Below are 19190 nucleotides of genomic sequence, written 5' to 3' on the forward strand. Positions count from 1 at the left end.
GAAAACAATGAAATTCTTGAGTGGCGTATCCGCACTAGCTTTTGCCGCAACCGCGAGCATGGCCCTTGCCGAAGATGTGACCGTTGGCGTCAGCTGGTCGAACTTTCAGGAAGAACGCTGGAAAACCGACGAAGCCGCGATCAAGGCTGCACTGGAAGCAAAAGGTGCAACCTATGTTTCTGCCGATGCGCAGTCATCTTCGGCTAAGCAGCTGTCCGACATCGAAAGCCTGATTGCACAGGGTGTCGATGCGTTGATCGTTCTGGCGCAAGACGCACAGGCCATCGGTCCGGCCGTGCAGGCAGCAGCTGACGAAGGCATTCCTGTTGTTGCCTATGATCGCCTGATCGAAGACGGCCGCGCGTTCTACCTGACTTTTGACAACGTCGAAGTGGGCCGGATGCAGGCGCGCGCGGTGCTGGAAGCCCAGCCGAGCGGCAACTACGTGATGATCAAGGGTTCGCCCACCGATCCAAACGCCGATTTCCTGCGCGGTGGTCAGCAAGAGATCATTCAGGCCGCAATCGACAGTGGTGATATCAAAATCGTTGGTGAGGCCTACACCGATGGCTGGCTGCCGGCCAATGCACAGCGCAACATGGAACAGATCCTGACCGCCAACGACAACAAGGTTGATGCGGTTGTCGCTTCCAATGACGGCACCGCTGGTGGTGTGGTCGCTGCGCTGACTGCTCAGGGCATGGAAGGTATCGCGGTTTCCGGTCAGGATGGTGACCATGCTGCACTCAACCGTGTGGCCAAGGGGACGCAGACTGTATCTGTCTGGAAAGACGCCCGTGATCTGGGTAAGGCTGCGGCAAACATCGCGGTCGAAATGGCCGAAGGCGCTGCCATGGGTGATGTTGCGGGCGGCGCTGCCTGGACCTCCCCTGCCGGCACCGAGCTGACGGCTCGCTTCCTGGAGCCGATTCCGGTAACCGCCGACAACCTTTCGGTTGTCGTGGATGCCGGATGGATCACCAAAGAGGCGCTGTGCCAAGGCGTGACCAACGGCCCTGCGCCCTGCAACTAAGCTGCGGCTGAGAACGCTCAGCTGCTGCGTTTCAAACCGGCGCGCGCCCACAATATGGTCCTGATCGGATCGGGCGCGCGTCCTTCCTTTAAATACCGCTGATCACTGGAGTTCGGATATGACCGAAACCACGTCTCAGCCGATCCCCGAACACAGCAAGCGTGGCCTGTTCCAGCAACTGGAACTGGACGTCCGCCTATTGGGAATGATCGGTGCCTTTGTCATCTTGTGCATTGGATTCAACATCCTGACGGATGGACGTTTCCTAACGCCGCGCAATATCTTTAACCTGACCATTCAGACAGTGTCGGTGGCGATCATGGCCACGGGCATGGTGTTTGTGATCGTGACCCGCCACATCGACCTGAGTGTTGGCGCGCTGCTGGCGACCTGCTCGGCGGTGATGGCTGTGGTGCAGACCGATGTGTTGCCAGATATGTTGGGCCTTGGCCTCAACCATCCTGCCACCTGGATCATCACCGTGGCCGTGGGCCTGGCAATCGGAACCCTGATCGGTGCCTTTCAGGGGTGGATGGTTGGCTTTCTGACGATCCCGGCCTTTATCGTGACGCTGGGCGGATTTCTGGTGTGGCGCAACGTGGCCTGGTATCTGACCGATGGTCAGACGATTGGCCCGCTCGACAGTACCTTTCTGGTCTTTGGTGGCACCTCCGGCACATTGGGTACCACGCTGAGCTGGGTGGTCGGGATTGTTGCAACACTTCTGGCGCTGGCCGCATTGTGGAACAGCCGTCGGGCCAAGCAAGGTCATGGCTTCCCAGTGAAACCCGCCTGGGCAGAAGCTGCGATCGCAGGCAGCATTGCCGCGTCCATTCTCGGCTTTGTTGCCATCCTGAATGCCTACCAGATCCCTGCCCGCCGTCTGAAGCGGATGATGGAGGCGCAGGGTGAAACCATGCCCGAGGGGCTGGTTGTCGGCTATGGTCTGCCGATTTCGGTATTGATCCTGATTGCTACAGCCGTGGTGATGACGATCATCGCTCGTCGGACGCGTCTGGGGCGGTATATCTTCGCAACCGGCGGCAATCCTGACGCGGCTGAGCTGTCTGGCATCAACACGCGGCTTTTGACGGTGAAGATTTTCGCTCTCATGGGGTTCCTCTGTGCACTCTCCGCCGTTGTGGCGTCGGCGCGCCTGGCGAACCACTCCAATGATATCGGCACTTTGGATGAATTGCGCGTCATTGCGGCGGCGGTCATCGGTGGTACTGCCCTGTCTGGTGGCTTCGGGACGATCTACGGCGCGATCCTTGGCGCGTTGATCATGCAGAGCCTGCAATCGGGTATGGCTATGGTTGGCGTCGACGCGCCGTTCCAGAACATTGTTGTTGGCACTGTACTGGTCGCGGCCGTTTGGATTGATATCCTGTATCGTAAACGTGTGGGGGCCCGGATATGAGCACCGCAAAAGAACTGCGCGCCGCAGGCGCCACCCCGCTGGTCGAGATGAAGGATATCTCGATTTCCTTTGGCGGCATCAAAGCCGTGGATCACGTCAGCGTTGACCTTTACCCTGGTGAGGTTGTCGGGCTGCTGGGTCATAATGGTGCCGGGAAATCCACCCTGATCAAGGTGTTGTCCGGTGCTTACCAGATGGATGCCGGTGAGATCCGGGTCAATGGCGACACGGTTGAGATCACCAATCCGCGTGATGCGCGGTCGCATAATATCGAGACGATCTATCAGACGCTGGCGCTGGCGGATAACCTTGACGCGGCCTCAAACCTGTTTCTGGGGCGCGAATTGGTGACGCCGTTTGGTCTGGTGGACGACTCCGCGATGGAGGCCGAATGCCGGAAGATCATGAACCGGTTGAATCCGAACTTTCAGAAATTCTCTGAACCGGTGTCGGCTCTCTCTGGTGGTCAGCGCCAGTCGGTGGCCATTGCGCGGGCGGTGTATTTCAACGCCAAGATCCTGATCATGGACGAGCCGACCGCAGCCCTTGGTCCGCATGAAACGCAGATGGTGGCAGAGCTGATCCAGCAGCTGAAGGCGCAGGGCATCGGGATTTTCCTGATCGACCATGACGTCAATGCGGTGATGGAACTGTGTGACCGGGCTTCTGTCATGAAGAACGGCCAGCTTGTCGGAACTGTTGATATTGATGATGTCACGGATGACGATCTGCTGAGTATGATCATCCTGGGTAAGCGGCCGGGAGAAGCGGCTGCTTGAAGCGATAAGACTTTGACGCGTGGGGCTGCCATCGGCGGCCCCTTTTTGTGTTTGCCTTGGCTTGCGGGGAGTCGAATTGAACTCTACAGTTTATGTAGATTCTATGTCGCTTGGAGAGGCAGCATGCTGACAATTGGGACATTGGCCAAACGCACCGGAACAAAGGTGCAGACTATTCGCTACTATGAGCAGATTGGTTTGATGCCGGAACCGGGCCGAACTGCGGGCGGGCAACGCCGCTATGGCCATACGGAGCTGGATAGGCTGGCCTTCATTCGCCACGCCCGGCAATTGGGGTTTCCACTGGATGCTATTCGCGAATTGTTGGATCTGGCGGATCACCCCGGTCAATCATGTTCCAACGCGGATTCCATTGCGCAACGGCAGCTGAAGCAAGTGGCGGATCGGATCGCGCGGCTGGAGGCCTTGCAGACGGAGCTACAGCGGATGATCTGTGATTGTGCTGGCGGTACAGTCGCCGAATGTCGCGTTTTGGAGGTGTTGCGGGATCATTCCGAATGCCTAACCAATCACGATGAAATCGGGGCCTGATCAAATCTCTGGTGGCGCCTCATCATGGCCAAGCGCACGCAGCAGCATCCTGCGCTGGTGGTCCTGTCCGCCGAAGAACACCGCCAGCACGCGCAGCTGTTGGTCTGCTTCGTTGAGATCGAAATAGAAGATGGCACGCCCCTTGGTGACGCTGCGCAGGCCCGGTGCGATATCTGTGCGCAGCGTGCCCTGGTGGGGCGCCTGCCCCAATGTATCAATCGCGTCGTCAATCTCGGCCAGGCGCGTGGCGGCGCGCTCGAACGCGGTCTCTGTGTTCTCACCAAAGCTGATGGCGGCTTCAAAGAGAAAGTCGAAAATAGCTTCCAGGTCGCGGTCGATCGCTTCGGCACGATCAACCCGGTAGATCATGCTGCATCCGTTTCCGTGCCAGAAGATCCGCTGTGCGTTGACGGCCATCAGATGCACTGACGAAGGCCCCGTCGCGCCGCTCTGCGATCAGGGCGCGTAGGGCGGCGGTATCGGCACGGCGCGCCTCGGTTTCTTCACGCAGAAGTTCAAGACCCTGTTGCAACACGGCGCTTAGGCTCGAATAGCGGCCTTCCGCAACCAAGGCGCGGGCAAAGTCATCCTGCGCTTCGGTCAGGGAGATGGAAGATTTCACACTCATTTTGCACCTGATGCTGTGAGTCCTGACCACATTCTATGCTACTGAGTAGTATTTATCAATCCAGCGCCGGACAATCCACGCAGGGCCAGTGCGATCCAGCCCAGTCCCGCGAGAGCAACGATCAGCCAGTTGTCGCTGCCCCACTGATTGATGACGATCCCGCCGATAGCCCAGCAGACAGCGATCGTGTAGGTTGAAGCCGTTGGGTGGCGTGATTGAACCACCCATGCAACGGCCAGTGCTGCCACAAGACAGATCACCCCCGCAATTTGCGGATTCATCAGCCCGTATCCCGGAACAACGATACTGATCGAAACGGCGGAGGCGGCTGTTAGCCACCCAGCATAGAGACCTATCGGGCCACGTTTCCAGATCCTTTTGCGACGACCGGCGCGGCGCATTGCGAGGATCGCAGTGATTGTCATGGCAAGGATCAGGACTGTGGCCAGAATTGGCGAAGCATTCGCGACCCAGAGCCAGCAGACGCCGATGGCGAGGCTGATCGACAGCGGTTTACGCATCTCATGCCAGCTTGAGCCATCCGCTGCCCGAAGGGCACCAAAACCTGCCCCCACAATGAGCCAGAGATAGATGACGATCCAGATGGAAAACGCGGGCCCGATCGGTTGTATGATCGGATCAAGTTGAGGATAGGGCAGTTGACTGGCGGAATAGCCTGTAAAGGGTTCCGTCACCAAGGGCGCTGCAGCAAAGGCAATGGCAAGTGCCAGGGTAACATAGGCCAACGACTGTTTGTTCATTGTCTTCAATTCCCGCTATTAGTTGCTGGCGTGTTCGAGAGCCTATCATTTCAATATTACGCTCTGTTTACATGCGGTTAAAGAAACGCTCTCAGCTCAGCCAACGTTCCTGCTTCTAACGCTGGTTTATCGGTTCGTATGCGATTGATACGGGGAAACCTCATGGCTAGACCACTTTTGTGGCGGGATGATTCATTCAGCCCTTCGAAGGCAACTTCCAAAACAAGCTCAGGTTTCACCGCACGAACCGGACCAAAGCGATCAATGGTATTGTTGCGTACAAACCGATCCAGCTCCTTCAGCTCAGCGTCGGTAAAGCCGAAATACGCCTTGCCGACAGGCACCAGCTGATCGTTATCCCATACGCCAAAGGTGAAATCGGAGTAGTAGCCTGAACGCTTGCCATGCCCGCGCTGTGCATAAAGCATGACCGCATCCACAAGCATCGGATCCCGTTTCCATTTGAACCAGTAGCCGCGCTTGCGCCCTGCAATATAGGCGCTGTCGCGGCGCTTGATCATGACGCCTTCTATCACGCTGTTTGGTGGATCCGCGCGCAGTTTCGCCAGATCTTCCCAAGTCTCAAAGTCAAGCGGCAGGGAAAGGTCAATACGCGGATCACGCAGATCGCAAACACAGGTTTGCAGATGGATCTGGCGATCAGCCAGGGTGCGGGGTCTCAGATCTTCGCCATTCCAGTACAGCACGTCATAGACCCGCAGCGCGGCGGGATGGCTTGCGAGCATCGCTTTTCCAACCTTCTTGCGCCCTAGCCGTTTCTGCAGATCGCCAAATGGGGCAACGCTGTCTCCGCGCTTTACCAGCAGCTCACCATCCAGCACCCCGTCAAAATTCAACGCCTCGATCACATCGGGGAAGGACCCGGAGATATCTTCACCGGTGCGTGAATACAGTCGTCTGGTGCCCTTGTCATTCGCGGCCTGAACACGGGTGCCGTCCCATTTCCATTCCGCGATGAAGTCTGCTGGGGAGAGACTGGCGAGGTCTTCCAGATCGGTGCCGGTGGATAGCATGACCGGGCGGAAGGGTGCAGCGGCAAGGTTCACTGGTTTTTCGCCACCCTCTAACCAAGCAAAAAGGGGCAGGTATGGTGGCGTCAGCCCGTGCCAGAGCTCTTCTATCTCGGTGACATCAACATCCCCAAATTGGGCCAAGGCGCTGCGTGCCAACCGGGCAGAGACCCCAACGCGCAGACCACCTGTCGCCAATTTCAGATAGGCGTAACGCTGCGTCGGGGTCATCTGGGAAAGTCGCCGAGCGATGAGTGCGGGGAGCTGTGCCTTGGCGGTGTTGGTCAACTCATGCACCGCGTCGGTTAGCGACAGATCAATCACCGTGTCTGAGTGCGGCCAGATAAGGGCTACGGTTTCCGCGAGATCGCCGACAAAATCATAGGACAGGCGGAACAACTCTGGGTCCGTTTCCTCTGCCACCAGACCGCGCAGCAACGAGGGTGTTACGTTGCGCAAGGCAAGGTCACCGGTGATGGTCGCAAGCGCATAGCCCCGTTCGGGGTCCGGGATGGTGGCAAACGCGGTCGTCAGATGCGCGATCTTGCCATTGCGCGACGGTGTGAAGGCAAGTTGTTCCAAAAGTTCGGCGAAGGCCTGCATTATTCTGCCTCCTCCTCATAGCCGACAAGCCTCAAGGGGCGCGCGGTGATTTGGTTCAACTCGCACCAGCGAACCAGCGCGTCCTCACGGCCGTGAGTTACCCATACTTGTTTCGGGTTGAGATCCCTGATGGTGCGGGTCAGATCCGGCCAATCCACATGGTCGCTGAGAATCAGCGGCAGTTCGACGCCCCGCTGCCGGGCACGGGCGCGCACCTGCATCCAGCCGCTGGCAAAACAAATGACCGGATCGGGAAAACGCTGCGCCCAAGTCGCGGCAAAGGCGGAAGGCGGGCCAAGAATGATCTGTCCTTTAAATGCTGCTTTGCCTTCCTTGGTGGTGGCCGGACGCAGCTCTCCCAAGTCGATCCCCTGCGCAATGTGATAGTCACATAAGCGCTGCAAGGCGCCATGGATATAAATCGGCTGATCCCAGCCCGCCTGCCGCAAGAGCGCGATAACTCGCTGCGCCTTGCCCAATGCATAGGCGCCGACAAGATGGCAGCGCTCCGGTTGAGCCGCGACAGAGCGCAGCAGTTTTTCGATTTCGGAGTGAGGGGTGGGGTGGTTGAACACCGGCAGACCGAAGGTGGCTTCGGTTACAAATACGTCGCAGGGAGCCAGCCGAAAAGATGCGCAGGCGGGGTTGTCTACACGCGCATAATCGCCCGAAACGGTGATCGCGGTGCTGTTGTCATCGACAGTGATCTGACAAGATCCCAACACATGGCCGGCTGGTGTGAACCGCGCCTCAATCCCGTCAACTTCTGTACTTTCTTCAACGGCAATTCGAGTCGCGCAGAAGTCCTCACCATAGCGTATGGCCATGATATCCAGCGTCTGGGGGCTGGCCCAGACCGTGCCGTGGCCGGCGCGGGCATGATCGGCATGCCCATGGGTGATCATTGCGCGGGGCACCGGGCGTATTGGATCAATGTAAAAATCCCCGGCCGGGCAGTAGAGGCCATCCGGCTGGGGATGCAGCAACTCCTCCGGCAGGCGTTTTGCGCTCACGGGATCGGCTCCTTCGTGTCAAAACAACGAGTACCGGGAAGAAGTTAACCCAATCAGATGTTTGGGCAAGGGCTGTGGCGCCATCAGCTGACAATCTCAGCGTCAAATGACAGGGGCTGGAACCATCTGCGGAGTCACGCGTTTTGCCCCTTGTGATGCAGCCATCCCGAAACAGCAGCTGAGGAGAATACCCGTGGCGCAGAAGAACTTGACGCAAGGGGCGGTCTGGCGTGCGCTCGCAGCGGTGTCTGCACCAATGTCCCTTGGCATTCTGGGTGTGCTGAGCGTCGGTCTGGCTGATGCCTATTTCTTGGGTCAATTGGGGGAGGCGCCGCTTGCGGCTGTAGGCTTCATCTATCCTGTGACAACAGCGGTGACATCGTTGTCGATTGGTCTATCCGCAGGCGCAAATGCGGCAATATCTCAAAGCCTGGGGCGCGGTGACAGTGAGATTGAAACCAACAGGCTGTCGGTCCATGCTATCGTGTTGGGCACATTGGTTGCGACATTGGTTGCACTGGTGTTCTACCTAGGCGCGGGCGCTCTGTTCTCGGTGATGGGGGCGAAGGATGATGTGCTGGCGGAGGCGCAGTCCTATGCGCCATTCTGGGCGCTGTCTTTCCCGTTCTTGGTTGGTATGGCGCTTTTGAATGCCGTGTTTCGGGCGCATGGTTATGGCGCAACCTCAGCGGTGATCATGATGGTTGCAGCCGCGCTGAATATTGCGCTGGACCCTGTCCTGATCTACGGCCTCGGCCCGGTGCCCGAGATGTCGACAGCCGGAGCTGCACTTGCTACCGCTCTGGCGCGAGTTCTGACGCTGATTGGGGCTTTCGGCTACGCGCTTCGGGCCGGGGTCATTCGCCCGCCGGAGGTGTTCACCGATGGTATTGGCGGTTCTGTTCGCGAAGTTATCCGCGTTGGCTTGCCTGCGGCATTTTCAAATGCGATCAACCCGGCCGGAATGGCGATGGTCACAGCAGCGGCGGCGACGCTGGGTGATACCGTCGTGGCCGGGCTCGGTGCTGCGCAGCGTGTGCAGTCGGTGGCCCTTGTTCCATTGTTGGCGCTGTCGGCGGGTATCGGCCCGGTTGTGGGGCAAAACTGGGGGGCGGATCAGCAGATGCGGGCGCGTCTGGCAGTGTGGCAATCCTGGCAATTCTGCATAGGATACGGGCTGGCGATGGCCTTGGTGTTGACGCTCTTTGCGTCTGATATCGCTGGCCTCCTTACCTCGGATCAGGGGGCGGCCGCCACGACCGCGCAATATTTGCGGATCGTCAGCTGGAGCTTCCTGGGATATGGTGTTTTGGTGACCGCCAACGCCGCTATGAACGCGCGATCGAAAGCAGTGTGGTCGATGGGCTTGAGCTTGATGCGGATTTTCGCAATCTACGTGCCGCTGGCGTGGTTAGGTGTTTGGATATTTGGTTATGCGGGCATCCTTGGCGCTGCGGTGATCGCCAATCTGGCAGCTGTTCCAGGAGCTTATTTCACCGGTCGCAGGACGGGATTGGTGGCGCGCTGAGAGCGTCGCGCTCAATTGGCATTCAGAAAGTCGATCAACCTGCCTTCACCCAGACGTAGCCCGTTGACTTGTCGCTGCGGCAACGCGCTCAGCTGTGCCACGCGTTGACGGTCAGGCAGGTCGGCTAATCCGATGATCTGCGGATGGATATAGCTGTTGCGGGCGATGGTTGGGGTGTTGTGCAGCCGTTCTGCTGCGGCCTCGGCCATCGCGGTGATGGTCAGGGTTGGGGCATCAAGAGCGACGGCGAATGCGGCATGGCTGCCGTTCCAGGTGCGCAGGGTCTTGGCGGAGACCTCATCGCCGCATAGTTTGGCCAAAACCTCCTGCACCTGCTCCGAGCGGACGGCACGAACATCATCGTTTTCGTCGACCCAAGAGATCAGTTCGGGGCCGGCCAGATCCTGTGAGCGTTCGAGGATGCGTTGCAGCGCAGGCCCCCGCAGTGACTTCTCCACTGTCTGGCCGCCCTTTGCCGTATATGTAAGCTGTATCGCCTGACCCGAAAAAACGACATGACGCGGGCGCAACGTGGTAGCGCCGTAGCTGCCGTTCTTCTCGGAGTAGCGGGGGTTTCCAATTCTGAGAGAGCCGCGATCCAGAAGGGCGAGTACGGCTGCGATGGCGGTGTCTTCGTCGCCCACAGTGCCGGTCAGCCTGTCGCTGATCCAGCGGCGCAACGCCGGTAGGCTTTCCCCGAAGGCAACGAGATGAGCAAACTTCTGTTCGGCCCGGCGCGCCTGCCATTCTGGATGATAGCGATATTGTTTCCGATTGCGGGCGTCGCGCCCGGTGGCTTGAAGGTGGCCGTTGATCAATGGGCACAACCAGACATCTGTATATGCAGGTGGGACACCCAACCCATTCAGCCGGGCCCGTTCCGTCGCATTGCCGATATGACTGCCGTCGGGCATGTAATAGGAAAACCCGCGGCCTCGACGGCGGCGGGTAATACCGGGTTGATCATCCGTGTAATAGACCAGTTTCATCAAGTTGATCCCTGTCTCAACAAAGATGGGCTATGCGGTCAGGGGCCGCCTGGGGGCAGGCGACCCTCATGTGGTTAGCCCATCACCATGACTGATTTAACGTTCACGAATTCCTTCATGCCAAAGCCACCGTGTTCCCGGCCATAACCGGAATCTTTGACACCGCCAAAGGGCATATTGGGGATCGCGAGACCAAACCCGTTGATGAATACCATGCCGGTGTCGAAGTGATCGCGGGCGAGGGCAACCGCCTTCTCAGTGTCCTTCGTCATGATGCCGCCCCCGAGGCCAAAGCGGCTGTCATTGGCGATGCGCATGGCGTCGTCTGCATCCTGCGCGCGGATTAATGCGGCGACTGGGCCGAACAGCTCATCATCATAGGCCGGTTGACCGGGGGCCACATTCTCAAGAACGGTGGCCGGGTAGAAGAACCCATCGGTATCGGGCATCTCACCACCGCAAAGCAGTTTGGCACCACCTTCGAGACTGTCTTTCACCTGCTGATGAAGATCGTCCCGCAGATCCTTTCGTGCCATCGGTCCGATGTCGGCATCTTCCCCCATCGGGTCACCGGGGGTGACCTGTTTCATCGCCGCGACATAGGCGTCGCGGAACTGGTCGTAGATGGCATCCACCACGATAAAACGCTTGGCGGCAATACAGGTCTCACCATTGTTGTAGGTCCGGCCAGTGACGCAGGTCTGGACGGCGGCATCGATATCGGCATCCTCCAGCACGATGTAGGCATCGTTGGACCCCAGCTCCAGAACCGTTTTCTTCACGGCCTCCGCGGCCTTGGCACCGACCTTACGGCCCGCGCCATCACTGCCGGTCAGGGTAACACCGCGCACCAGATCATGGCTGATCAAAGTATCTGATTGATCATGGGAAATCACCAGCGCCTGAAACAAGCCCTTCGGGAGGCCCGCTGCCTCATAGATTTCCTGGAGCATCTGACCCGAGCCTGTCACATTGGAGGCATGTTTCAGCAGCACGCCGTTCCCAGCAATCAGGCTCGCAATCGAATAGCGGACAACTTGATAGGCGGGAAAGTTCCAAGGCTGGATGCCATATACAACGCCGATGGGCGAGTAGAAGATGTGCCCTTTCTCGCCACCCTCGATCTCGCGTTCTTCAGGGGCGAAAGCAGCGGGCGCCTCGGCCGCGCTATAGTCACAGATCGCTGCGCAGAGATCGATTTCCTGGTGGCTCTGCTTCAGCAATTTACCCATTTCTTTCGTCATCAGTTCAGCAAGCTCATCCTTGCGGTCGCGCAGGGCAGCGCCAATTGCTTTGATGGTGTTTGCGCGATCCTCCACCGAGGTCAGCCGCCAATCCAGAAATGCATCGTGGCAGCGTTGCACGGCGTCTTCCAGCGCCTTGCCGCTGAGCACGTTATAGGTGTCGAGTGTCTTGCCAGTGGTGGGATTCACGGTTGTGACTGTATCGGACATGATTGGCCTTTCGTTCTATCGGCAGAGAGGGATGCCTCTGCCTGTCTCTTGCAGGCACAACGTAGCGTCGGCGTTTGGGTTCCCGGCAATCGCGGGGACGTGAGGTCGCAGCCGATCTTCTGCCGGATCGGCCGACGGGTGAGTTGCAACTCGGATTGCCTTCCATCTGATGAGAACATATATAGAACAAATGACTCGACAGACACTGGATCAAAAACTCGCCATCCTAAGTGATGCTGCCAAATATGATGCCTCCTGTGCGTCTTCAGGCTCAACCAAACGCGACTCACGCGATGGAAAGGGGTTGGGCTCAAACGAGGGGACGGGGATCTGCCACGCCTATGCGCCGGACGGGCGCTGTATCAGTCTGCTGAAGATCCTGATGACCAACTTCTGCATCTATGATTGCACATATTGTGTGAATCGGGTGTCCTCGAATGTACCGCGCGCACGGTTTACGGTGGACGAGGTTGTGAAGCTGACCATCGAATTCTACCGGCGCAACTATATCGAGGGTCTGTTTCTGTCATCAGGGATCATCCGGTCCCCGGACGCGACGATGTCGGAAATGGTTCAGATCGCGCGCAAGCTGCGGCAAGAGGAGAATTTTCGCGGTTATATCCATCTCAAGACCATTCCAGATGCAGCGCCGGAGCTGATTGCTGAGGCAGGCCTGCTGGCGGATCGCCTGTCGATCAACGTCGAGATGCCGAGTGATGCGGCAGTGCGCGAACATGCGCCGGAGAAGGACCCCGGGCAGATCCGCAAGGCAATGGGCGATGTGCGCTTGCGCAAGGAAGCTGCCAAGGATCGCAGCCATACGGGCCGTCGCCCGCCACGGTTTGCCCCGGCAGGGCAGTCCACGCAGATGATCATCGGGGCGGATGGCTCAAACGATGCGATGGTGCTGGGGCAGTCGACCCGGCTTTATTCCAGTTACAAACTGAAGCGGGTTTATTATTCTGCGTTCTCCCCCATCCCCGACAGCTCGGCCAAGCTGCCGCTGATATCCCCGCCATTGCAGCGCGAGCACCGTTTGTATCAGGCGGATTGGTTACTGCGGTTTTATGATTTCCAGCTTGATGAGATCACCTCGGTGACGCCGGATGGCAATCTGGATCTCCATATAGACCCCAAATTAGCCTGGGCGCTGGCCCATCGTGAAATGTACCCGTTGGATGTGAACCGTGCCAGCCGGGAGATGTTGTTGCGGGTGCCGGGGTTTGGCGTGAAGACGGTGAACCGCATCCTGAGTACCAGGCGGCACCGGTCGCTGCGATATGAAGATCTTTTGCGCATCGGGGCCTCAATGAAGAAGGCACGGGCCTTTGTCGTGGCGGGTGGCTGGACACCGGGTCGGCTGACGGACAGCGTCGATTTGCGGGCGCAGTTTGCACCGCCACCAGAACAGCTGGCCTTGTTCTGATGTACCATGCTGAAATGCCTGTGATCGGCACAGCGGAGGCCTGGCGCCGTGCCGCGCGGGGGTTTCTGGCGCAGGGTATTCCGCCTGAGGCAATCCTCTGGAACAGCGACGGCACGGCGCCGGATCTGTTTGCCTCACAGGCCCGGCCCCTGCCCATTGGCGACATCCAGGTGCCGCGCGGCTTTGTCGCCCTGGCGGACAAGGTGGTCTGGCACAGTGATCCGAGCCGGTTCTCCCGGCTCTACGCATTTCTGTGGCGGCTGCGGGCAGAGCGTGGTCTGATGAGTGATCGCGGTGATGCGGATTTGGCCCGGTTGCGGCAGATGGAAAAAGCTGTGTCGCGGTGCCAGCACAAGATGAAAGCCTTCGTCCGGTTTCGTGAGTTGGGCAATGCTGATGCGCCGCGACGGTCTTTCGCGGCGTGGTTCGAGCCGACACATCACACGGTGGAGCCGACGGCGACATTCTTCGCCCGGCGCTTTGCCGATATGGACTGGCGTATTCTGACGCCGGATGTTGCAGCGATATTTGAGGGTGGCGAGCTGCGGTTTGAACCCGGACACCCCCGGCCTGAACTGCCGCAGGATGCCAGCGAACAGCTCTGGATCACCTATTTTCGCAATATTTTCAATCCAGCGCGGCTGAAAGTTCAGGCCATGCAGTCGGAGATGCCCAAGAAATACTGGAAGAATATGCCCGAGGCCGCCGCCATTCCGGAGTTGATTGCCACAGCCCCTGCCAGGGCGCGCGCGATGGCGGAAGCGGCACCCACCTTGCCACCGCTGCGCGCTGCACGCGTGCAGGCCCGATTGCCTGAGGCAAACCCCCATTGGCAGGGACCAGCAGCTGAATTGCCAGCCGCAATCAACAGTTGCACACGCTGCCCATTGCATGGCCCAGCCACCCAGGCAGTTCCCGGCGAAGGGCCGACAGATGCGGATCTGATGATTGTTGGCGAACAGCCCGGTGACCAGGAGGATCTGGTGGGGCGGCCATTTGTGGGCCCTGCCGGACAGCTATTTGATCAATTGGCAACTGAAGCCGGGCTCCCGCGGGAGGCGGCCTATGTAACCAATGCGGTGAAACACTTTAAGTTTCTGCCGAGGGGGCGCAAACGGCTGCATCAACAGCCAAATGGATCGGAAATCCGCCATTGCCAGGTCTGGCTCCGGGCAGAACTGGATCAGGTTCGACCAAAGCTGATCCTTGCGCTTGGCGCGACAGCGGCGGAGGCATTGCTGGGGTCAGGCAAGGATATCCTGCAGCGGCGTGGGACGATTGAGCGCCGCGTTGACGGGACGCCGGTTTTGATCACTTTGCATCCATCTTATCTGCTTCGGGTGCCTGATCGCTACCTGCGCGAGCGTGCGACGGAGGATCTGCGCGCAGACCTGCGGTTGGCGGCAGATTGGTTGGTGCAGCGCGAGACCTTGATCGAGCCTTGAAGATGGACGCGGCTAGGGGCCCTGACCCTAGTCCGTGCTTGTGGTGCTGGTCGAGCTTGAGGAGCCGAGGCCTGCGACCAGCGCCAGACCCAGAAGACCGATAGCAGGCGCTATCATTGGCGCAAATTGACCTGCAACCGGTTCAATGAACAAGAGACACTCGCCCTCTTCCGCGTTGCGCTCATCCTCGCAGTCCAATTGGTCATCCGAGGTCTTTGCAGTCTGCGCCAGACCGGAGCCCGCAATAAGCAGGAGGGCAAGGGCGCAGCTCAGGATCGTGCGCATGAGATATCCTTTCGCCGTGTGTCCAATCAGTTTACCGCCGCCGCGACGGGTGTTGTGATCAGGGACGGGGTGATCTGTCGCAGGGTACGGCCCCATTTGGTGACCGGGTTTTCGGCAACAAAGATCACATCGTCTGGTCGCAACTGGAATTTCGTTGCAAGTGTCAGGTTGGCCGCACTGCTGGCATTCAGATGCCAGGCGGTCACCGCACCAAATTCCCGCGGGTCGCTGGAGGCGCGCAGCACGTAGACCTGCGAGACATCACCGGTTTCGCGGGCAATCCCACCACCAGCATCATACAGCGCATCAGCCAGCGAGGCCTGTCGTTCGTAAGGCAGGGGATAACGGGTCTGTTTGTCGACCTCGCCGGTCAGATAGACATAGTCACGGTTATTCGCGCCAAGGGCTTCGCGTGCTTCAAAGGTGCTGCGTTGTTCTGCGTAATCGCTGCGGCGCAGGGAGATCGCGGTGTTCAGCTCGCTCAGCTCCTGCGCGCGGGCGGCGAGTGTTGTCTGCTTCAGGCGTATCTGCTGTTCAAAAAACCGCTCAGCGCGGTTGAGATTGAAATCTGTATCAACAAACACTGCATCACCGGAGATGAGGCGTGTGTTTTGCAGATCGGGGCTGGCGTAAAAATCCGTGAGTGGGATTTGGTAGAGTTTGCCGTTGCGATAAATCCTGACAGAGCTGACGTCGATATCCGGTACGGATACGCTGCCCGCGGCGGCCAGCGCTTCGCTGAGGTAGAGCGGCGTCAGGGTGATGGGCAGAACACCGGGCTTTCCAACAGCTCCGCCGACAGAGACGCGGCGCGAGTTGAACTCGGCTATTTCGAGGCTGAAGGTCGGGTCAAACTGGGCTTCGACCAGTTTCTGGAACAGCAGTTCCTCTGCATCCTCAATCGTCAGGCCCGCAATGCGCACGCGCCCGACATCGGGGATGTTGACCGATCCGTCATCCTGGACGGTGTAGCCATTGCGGCTGTTCTGCGCCGCCAGCAGTCCGGTCAGCTCTTCCAGGGTGTTGCGCGTCGTGGGCGTTGCCAGCATGACGACATCGCCGACCCCGATCTGGTAGGACATCTCGGGGACCGCCGGAGGACGCTTCAGGGCAAGGCGCTGATTGCGAAGGCCCTCCTGAGTGGATGGCGCCTCTGGCAGTCGCCCCGCGCCGCGAATAGAAACACCCGCGCCGGTTCCAGCGGTGCGGGCATAAGCCTCCGGAAGGGATTGCGGAGCATAGGGGGCACGATTGGCTTGCGTTACGGTTTCGCCATTCAGCGGCACCACACGCACCTGCGTGCCATCCCCCGCGCCGGGAATGACGTCTGAGCTGCGATAGACGGTTGAACATCCTGCCAGCGCAAGGGTGGCGCAGCAGATCATGGAAATCAGGCGCAAGGTCTTTCCTCCGGTCGGGGTGGGATGGTGCGGGTCATGGTGTCACCTGCAGCCGTGTTGTCATTGTGCCGAGATACGGTCCGGTCCACTGGCGGCTCTGGATGAGCTTGTTATCGGTTGCTCGTAGCCAATAGAGGTTCAGGAAGCTCTGGTCCGGGTTGACACAGCTTTCGGCGATCAGGCGAGTCGTGATGTCCTGGCCGACAATGGTCAGCTTGCGGTTGCCGCGATCCTTGATGTCGCAGTGGTAAGTTCGTGTCTCAGTCTCGTCATTACCGGTCAGATAGCTGTGAAATCGCTCTGTCGGACCTTCTGCATGTGCAAAAATGCGGTGATGAGACTGCTCCAAGTCCACAGCCATCAGGCCCGCGCCGAAACCACGGGTTGCGCGCAGCAGCCCCTTGTCCGTCTGCAGGCTCGCCCCATCGGAGGACAGCCACGTGACCAGCCCGGCGCGGCGGATTTCCTGCAGCATGACACCGCTTCTTCCGGTCTTGAGAAAGCGGACCTGCATCTGCTCTACACCCGCGTTGGCCAATATGGCGGCGCGGGCTGTCGTCTGTTCAGAAAGTCCTCGTGTCAACTGCTCTGCCGTCAGGATCTCGCGTTCATCATTCGTGCAGGCCCCAGTGCTCAGGTAGGCGAGGGTCGCAATGGCACGGGTGATCCGGTGGAGGCGTCGCGCGTTTATCATCTGGCGTAGCGCCCCCATTGTGCAGCAAGCGCCCGCCCACGGCTGTCGCGGACCTTGTCATAGAGGCGTGTCTGTACGTTCAGGCGGGCACCGCCATCCCGCAGAACTGGGCGGATGACCTGTGTGATGCTGCGTCGGGAGGGTTTTCCGGTGAGCCAGGCAACCGGCACCTCAACACGAATGCCTTTGTCAAAGGAGCCCTCGCCAAATTCTTCGTAAGACGCGTCTGTCAGCGTTGCAAATGCGCCGACTTTGAATCCGTTGTTGAACTCACGATCAACCGTAACCGTGGTGCCCCAGTCGCCGGCAAGATACCGGCCCATATCAACCTGAACATGATAGTCGCCGCGGGTTTTGTAGTAGACGGAGGCATGGCCGGTCATAACGTCGTAGTCCTGGAACCCGAACTGGACATCGAAATCCCGCTGTCTGGCATAATTCAGCTCCGCTCCAAGCGCGAGGTTGCTGCCAACCGGAAACCAGAGCAGCTCCGCTGAGATGCCGCCAAACATCTGCTCAAGATAGCCTGCTGTGACGCGGGCAAACAGATCCTGACCGGGCCGCCAACTGTAGTCAGCGGTCAAATGGCTGAGACGAAGGTCGGATTCAGAGGCATAGCGCGCCCAGTCTGAGCGGACCCGGGGCAAGACGGAGTTCGAAGGGCGGGCCGAGGAATCAAGGTTGCCAATGACTGGCTGACGCAACTGACCGGCAAAGGTCCAGCCGGGTGCAGGCTGGTAGGTGGCTTTCAGCTCCGCGCCGATCTCGTAGCGCAGCGGCTCATCCGGATCAAAGAAGGAGAGTTGCGTATAGGGCCCAAAGCGATAGGTGAAGCGGGGAAAGGCGTCTATCTCCTGATCAACAGCGATGCGTTCCGGGGCGTCTTCGATTTCAGTGCGGGCGAGGCTGCGCCAAGCTTCATCCAGATCACCCTCCAGCTCGTAGAGATCGCTGCGCTGGCTCTTGATACGGGTTGTGGGCAACCCGTTCTCAGCGAGCGTCACCTCAAATTGCTGCAAATGGGGCGGCAGAGTATTGGCCATGACGCGGGTCGTGCGCCCGACCGCCTGTGCGGCCGCGCCGTAACGCAAATTTTCTACCGTAATGCGCGCGCTGGCGCCTTCGCGCTCAAAGTTGATCAGCCGAAGGCCCTCCGCCTCCAGCTGGGATTTCAGGACATCGTTCAGCCGGGGCGATTGTGATCCGTTAGTCCCGCCTTGGGCGAGATTCCAACTCGCCAGCGCCACCTGTTCGGCTGGCTTCAAGGCCGGCGCTGCTGCGCCCTGACCGCCGGGTGCTGCGGCGCGGCGCGGGTCAAAGGCATAGCTGAGCTGCACAGCAAGTGCTGAGCCATTCAGATATGATCCGCCCAGGGTCACACCATTGTCAAACCGATAGGATGCACCGATATTGAAGGGGGCGCGAACATCGCTCAGCCCGCGTTGAGCCTCCGCTGAATAGATGTCGGAGGAATATTCCGCCATCACAGACCAGTGCGGGGTCACATCCCAGCGCAGACCACCGAAAAGGGCAGCGTCGCCCCTAAACCAATTGCCGAAATCCAGCTGGCCGGTCGTCGATATGCCGCCGGCGTTTGAATCTTCGCGGGTGTCAAACCGCCCGTTCAGTGCGGTCAGCGGATTGCGCTGCCCCCCGCGTCCGGCCAGCCGCCCCCATCCGATCCCGCCGGTGACGGTGACATCTGGTGTCACGTGTTTTGTCGCGACAAGGTATTCGCTGGCATAGACGCCGGTGCCTCCGAAATCGCGCAGGCCAACGGCGATGGCAGGCCCGGCAGCGGTCTCCCGGCGCAGCTGAAAGTGAACGTCAAAGCTGCGATCATAGCGGCTGAGGCCCACCCCGGCATCAAAGTCCCGCAAAAAACTGTAGCGAAAACTGCCGTAGACATTCGGCAACATCTGAAACGTCAGGGTATTCCGGCTGGTGTTGTCGAAGTTCGAGGTGGTCAGCGCCAGCGTTCCATCCGGCAGAACCTCCGCAGTTGGCATATCAACCAATCCCGGGGTTCCATAGGTCGACAGAGTTTGAGCTGGTGCACGGATTGCACCCAGCGGGCCGCTGAGCGTGCTCAGACAGCCAATCAGAAGAATTGCGTGTACCCGCATTCCCACCCAGCCTCGTCGTGCCC

The 19190-nt window shown here is 59.3% G+C and carries 18 protein-coding genes; 7 read left to right on the forward strand and 11 right to left on the reverse strand.

What is annotated here, in order from left to right:
• The first annotated feature begins 7 nt into the window (after window positions 1–7).
• The 4 genes from xylF to J4721_RS01410 all read left to right on the forward strand — a co-directional run bounded on the left by xylF (window position 8) and on the right by J4721_RS01410 (window position 3784).
• Window positions 8–1033 (forward strand): D-xylose ABC transporter substrate-binding protein, encoded by a 1026-nt coding sequence (gene xylF / locus J4721_RS01395; protein WP_014889239.1) that lies wholly within the window; start codon window positions 8–10, stop codon window positions 1031–1033.
• 118 nt (window positions 1034–1151) lie between these two features.
• The gene (locus J4721_RS01400; RefSeq protein ID WP_014889240.1) at window positions 1152–2453 is read left to right on the forward strand and encodes a sugar ABC transporter permease; all 1302 of its coding nucleotides are present in this window, start codon (window positions 1152–1154) and stop codon (window positions 2451–2453) included.
• The gene (locus tag J4721_RS01405) at window positions 2450–3232 is read left to right on the forward strand and encodes an ATP-binding cassette domain-containing protein (RefSeq protein WP_061047529.1); all 783 of its coding nucleotides are present in this window, start codon (window positions 2450–2452) and stop codon (window positions 3230–3232) included. Before J4721_RS01400 ends, J4721_RS01405 begins: the two co-directional genes overlap by 4 nt.
• Before the next feature lie 123 nt (window positions 3233–3355).
• Complete coding sequence (locus J4721_RS01410) at window positions 3356–3784, forward strand: helix-turn-helix domain-containing protein (RefSeq protein ID WP_014889241.1); 429 nt, start codon at window positions 3356–3358, stop codon at window positions 3782–3784.
• On the opposite strand, the gene J4721_RS01415 is transcribed toward J4721_RS01410, so the two are convergent.
• From J4721_RS01415 to J4721_RS01435, 5 genes are all read right to left on the reverse strand, one after another.
• Window positions 3785–4153: a type II toxin-antitoxin system RelE/ParE family toxin gene (locus tag J4721_RS01415; RefSeq protein WP_014889242.1), complete on the reverse strand. Its 369-nt coding sequence runs from the start codon at window positions 4151–4153 to the stop codon at window positions 3785–3787.
• On the reverse strand, window positions 4137–4412 hold the full coding sequence (locus J4721_RS01420; protein ID WP_102856046.1) for a type II toxin-antitoxin system ParD family antitoxin: 276 nt from the start codon (window positions 4410–4412) through the stop codon (window positions 4137–4139). The genes J4721_RS01415 and J4721_RS01420 overlap by 17 nt, the downstream gene beginning before the upstream one ends.
• 38 nt (window positions 4413–4450) lie before the next feature.
• On the reverse strand, window positions 4451–5173 hold the full coding sequence (locus J4721_RS01425; protein ID WP_211001939.1) for a tryptophan-rich sensory protein: 723 nt from the start codon (window positions 5171–5173) through the stop codon (window positions 4451–4453).
• Window positions 5174–5250: 77 nt separating this feature from the next.
• Window positions 5251–6807, reverse strand: a complete 1557-nt coding sequence (locus J4721_RS01430; protein ID WP_211001940.1) for a cisplatin damage response ATP-dependent DNA ligase — start codon at window positions 6805–6807, stop codon at window positions 5251–5253.
• Window positions 6807–7820: a ligase-associated DNA damage response exonuclease gene (locus J4721_RS01435; protein ID WP_211001941.1), complete on the reverse strand. Its 1014-nt coding sequence runs from the start codon at window positions 7818–7820 to the stop codon at window positions 6807–6809. The genes J4721_RS01430 and J4721_RS01435 overlap by 1 nt, the downstream gene beginning before the upstream one ends.
• A 193-nt stretch (window positions 7821–8013) precedes the next feature.
• Between J4721_RS01435 and J4721_RS01440 the strand changes: the two genes are divergently transcribed.
• On the forward strand, window positions 8014–9348 hold the full coding sequence (locus J4721_RS01440; RefSeq protein WP_211001942.1) for an MATE family efflux transporter: 1335 nt from the start codon (window positions 8014–8016) through the stop codon (window positions 9346–9348).
• 11 nt (window positions 9349–9359) lie between these two features.
• On the opposite strand, the gene J4721_RS01445 is transcribed toward J4721_RS01440, so the two are convergent.
• Both J4721_RS01445 and J4721_RS01450 read right to left on the reverse strand, forming a co-directional pair.
• Window positions 9360–10337: a DNA topoisomerase IB gene (locus tag J4721_RS01445; protein WP_102875439.1), complete on the reverse strand. Its 978-nt coding sequence runs from the start codon at window positions 10335–10337 to the stop codon at window positions 9360–9362.
• Between the two features lie 74 nt (window positions 10338–10411).
• Window positions 10412–11791 (reverse strand): NAD-dependent succinate-semialdehyde dehydrogenase, encoded by a 1380-nt coding sequence (locus J4721_RS01450; protein WP_102875440.1) that lies wholly within the window; start codon window positions 11789–11791, stop codon window positions 10412–10414.
• A gap of 190 nt (window positions 11792–11981) precedes the next feature.
• Here J4721_RS01450 and J4721_RS01455 point away from each other — a divergent pair, with 190 nt between their 5' ends.
• Both J4721_RS01455 and J4721_RS01460 read left to right on the forward strand, forming a co-directional pair.
• Complete coding sequence (locus J4721_RS01455) at window positions 11982–13217, forward strand: putative DNA modification/repair radical SAM protein (protein ID WP_211001943.1); 1236 nt, start codon at window positions 11982–11984, stop codon at window positions 13215–13217.
• A complete protein-coding gene (locus tag J4721_RS01460; RefSeq protein ID WP_211001944.1) occupies window positions 13217–14662 on the forward strand; it encodes a UdgX family uracil-DNA binding protein in 1446 nt (481 codons plus the stop codon). The genes J4721_RS01455 and J4721_RS01460 overlap by 1 nt, the downstream gene beginning before the upstream one ends.
• A gap of 27 nt (window positions 14663–14689) precedes the next feature.
• On the opposite strand, the gene J4721_RS01465 is transcribed toward J4721_RS01460, so the two are convergent.
• Genes J4721_RS01465 through J4721_RS01480 form a run of 4 tightly spaced genes read right to left on the reverse strand, consistent with a single transcriptional unit; the run spans window position 14690 to window position 19167 of the window.
• A complete protein-coding gene (locus tag J4721_RS01465) occupies window positions 14690–14947 on the reverse strand; it encodes a hypothetical protein (RefSeq protein WP_211001945.1) in 258 nt (85 codons plus the stop codon).
• Between the two features lie 26 nt (window positions 14948–14973).
• Complete coding sequence (locus tag J4721_RS01470) at window positions 14974–16347, reverse strand: polysaccharide biosynthesis/export family protein (RefSeq protein WP_211001946.1); 1374 nt, start codon at window positions 16345–16347, stop codon at window positions 14974–14976.
• Window positions 16348–16381: 34 nt separating this feature from the next.
• Window positions 16382–17041 (reverse strand): YjbF family lipoprotein, encoded by a 660-nt coding sequence (locus J4721_RS01475; protein WP_211001947.1) that lies wholly within the window; start codon window positions 17039–17041, stop codon window positions 16382–16384.
• On the reverse strand, window positions 17038–19167 hold the full coding sequence (locus tag J4721_RS01480; protein ID WP_211001948.1) for a YjbH domain-containing protein: 2130 nt from the start codon (window positions 19165–19167) through the stop codon (window positions 17038–17040). Before J4721_RS01480 ends, J4721_RS01475 begins: the two co-directional genes overlap by 4 nt.
• Window positions 19168–19190: the final 23 nt, after the last annotated feature.

Source organism: Phaeobacter sp. HS011 (genome assembly GCF_018101215.1).
GTDB lineage: Bacteria > Pseudomonadota > Alphaproteobacteria > Rhodobacterales > Rhodobacteraceae > Phaeobacter > Phaeobacter inhibens.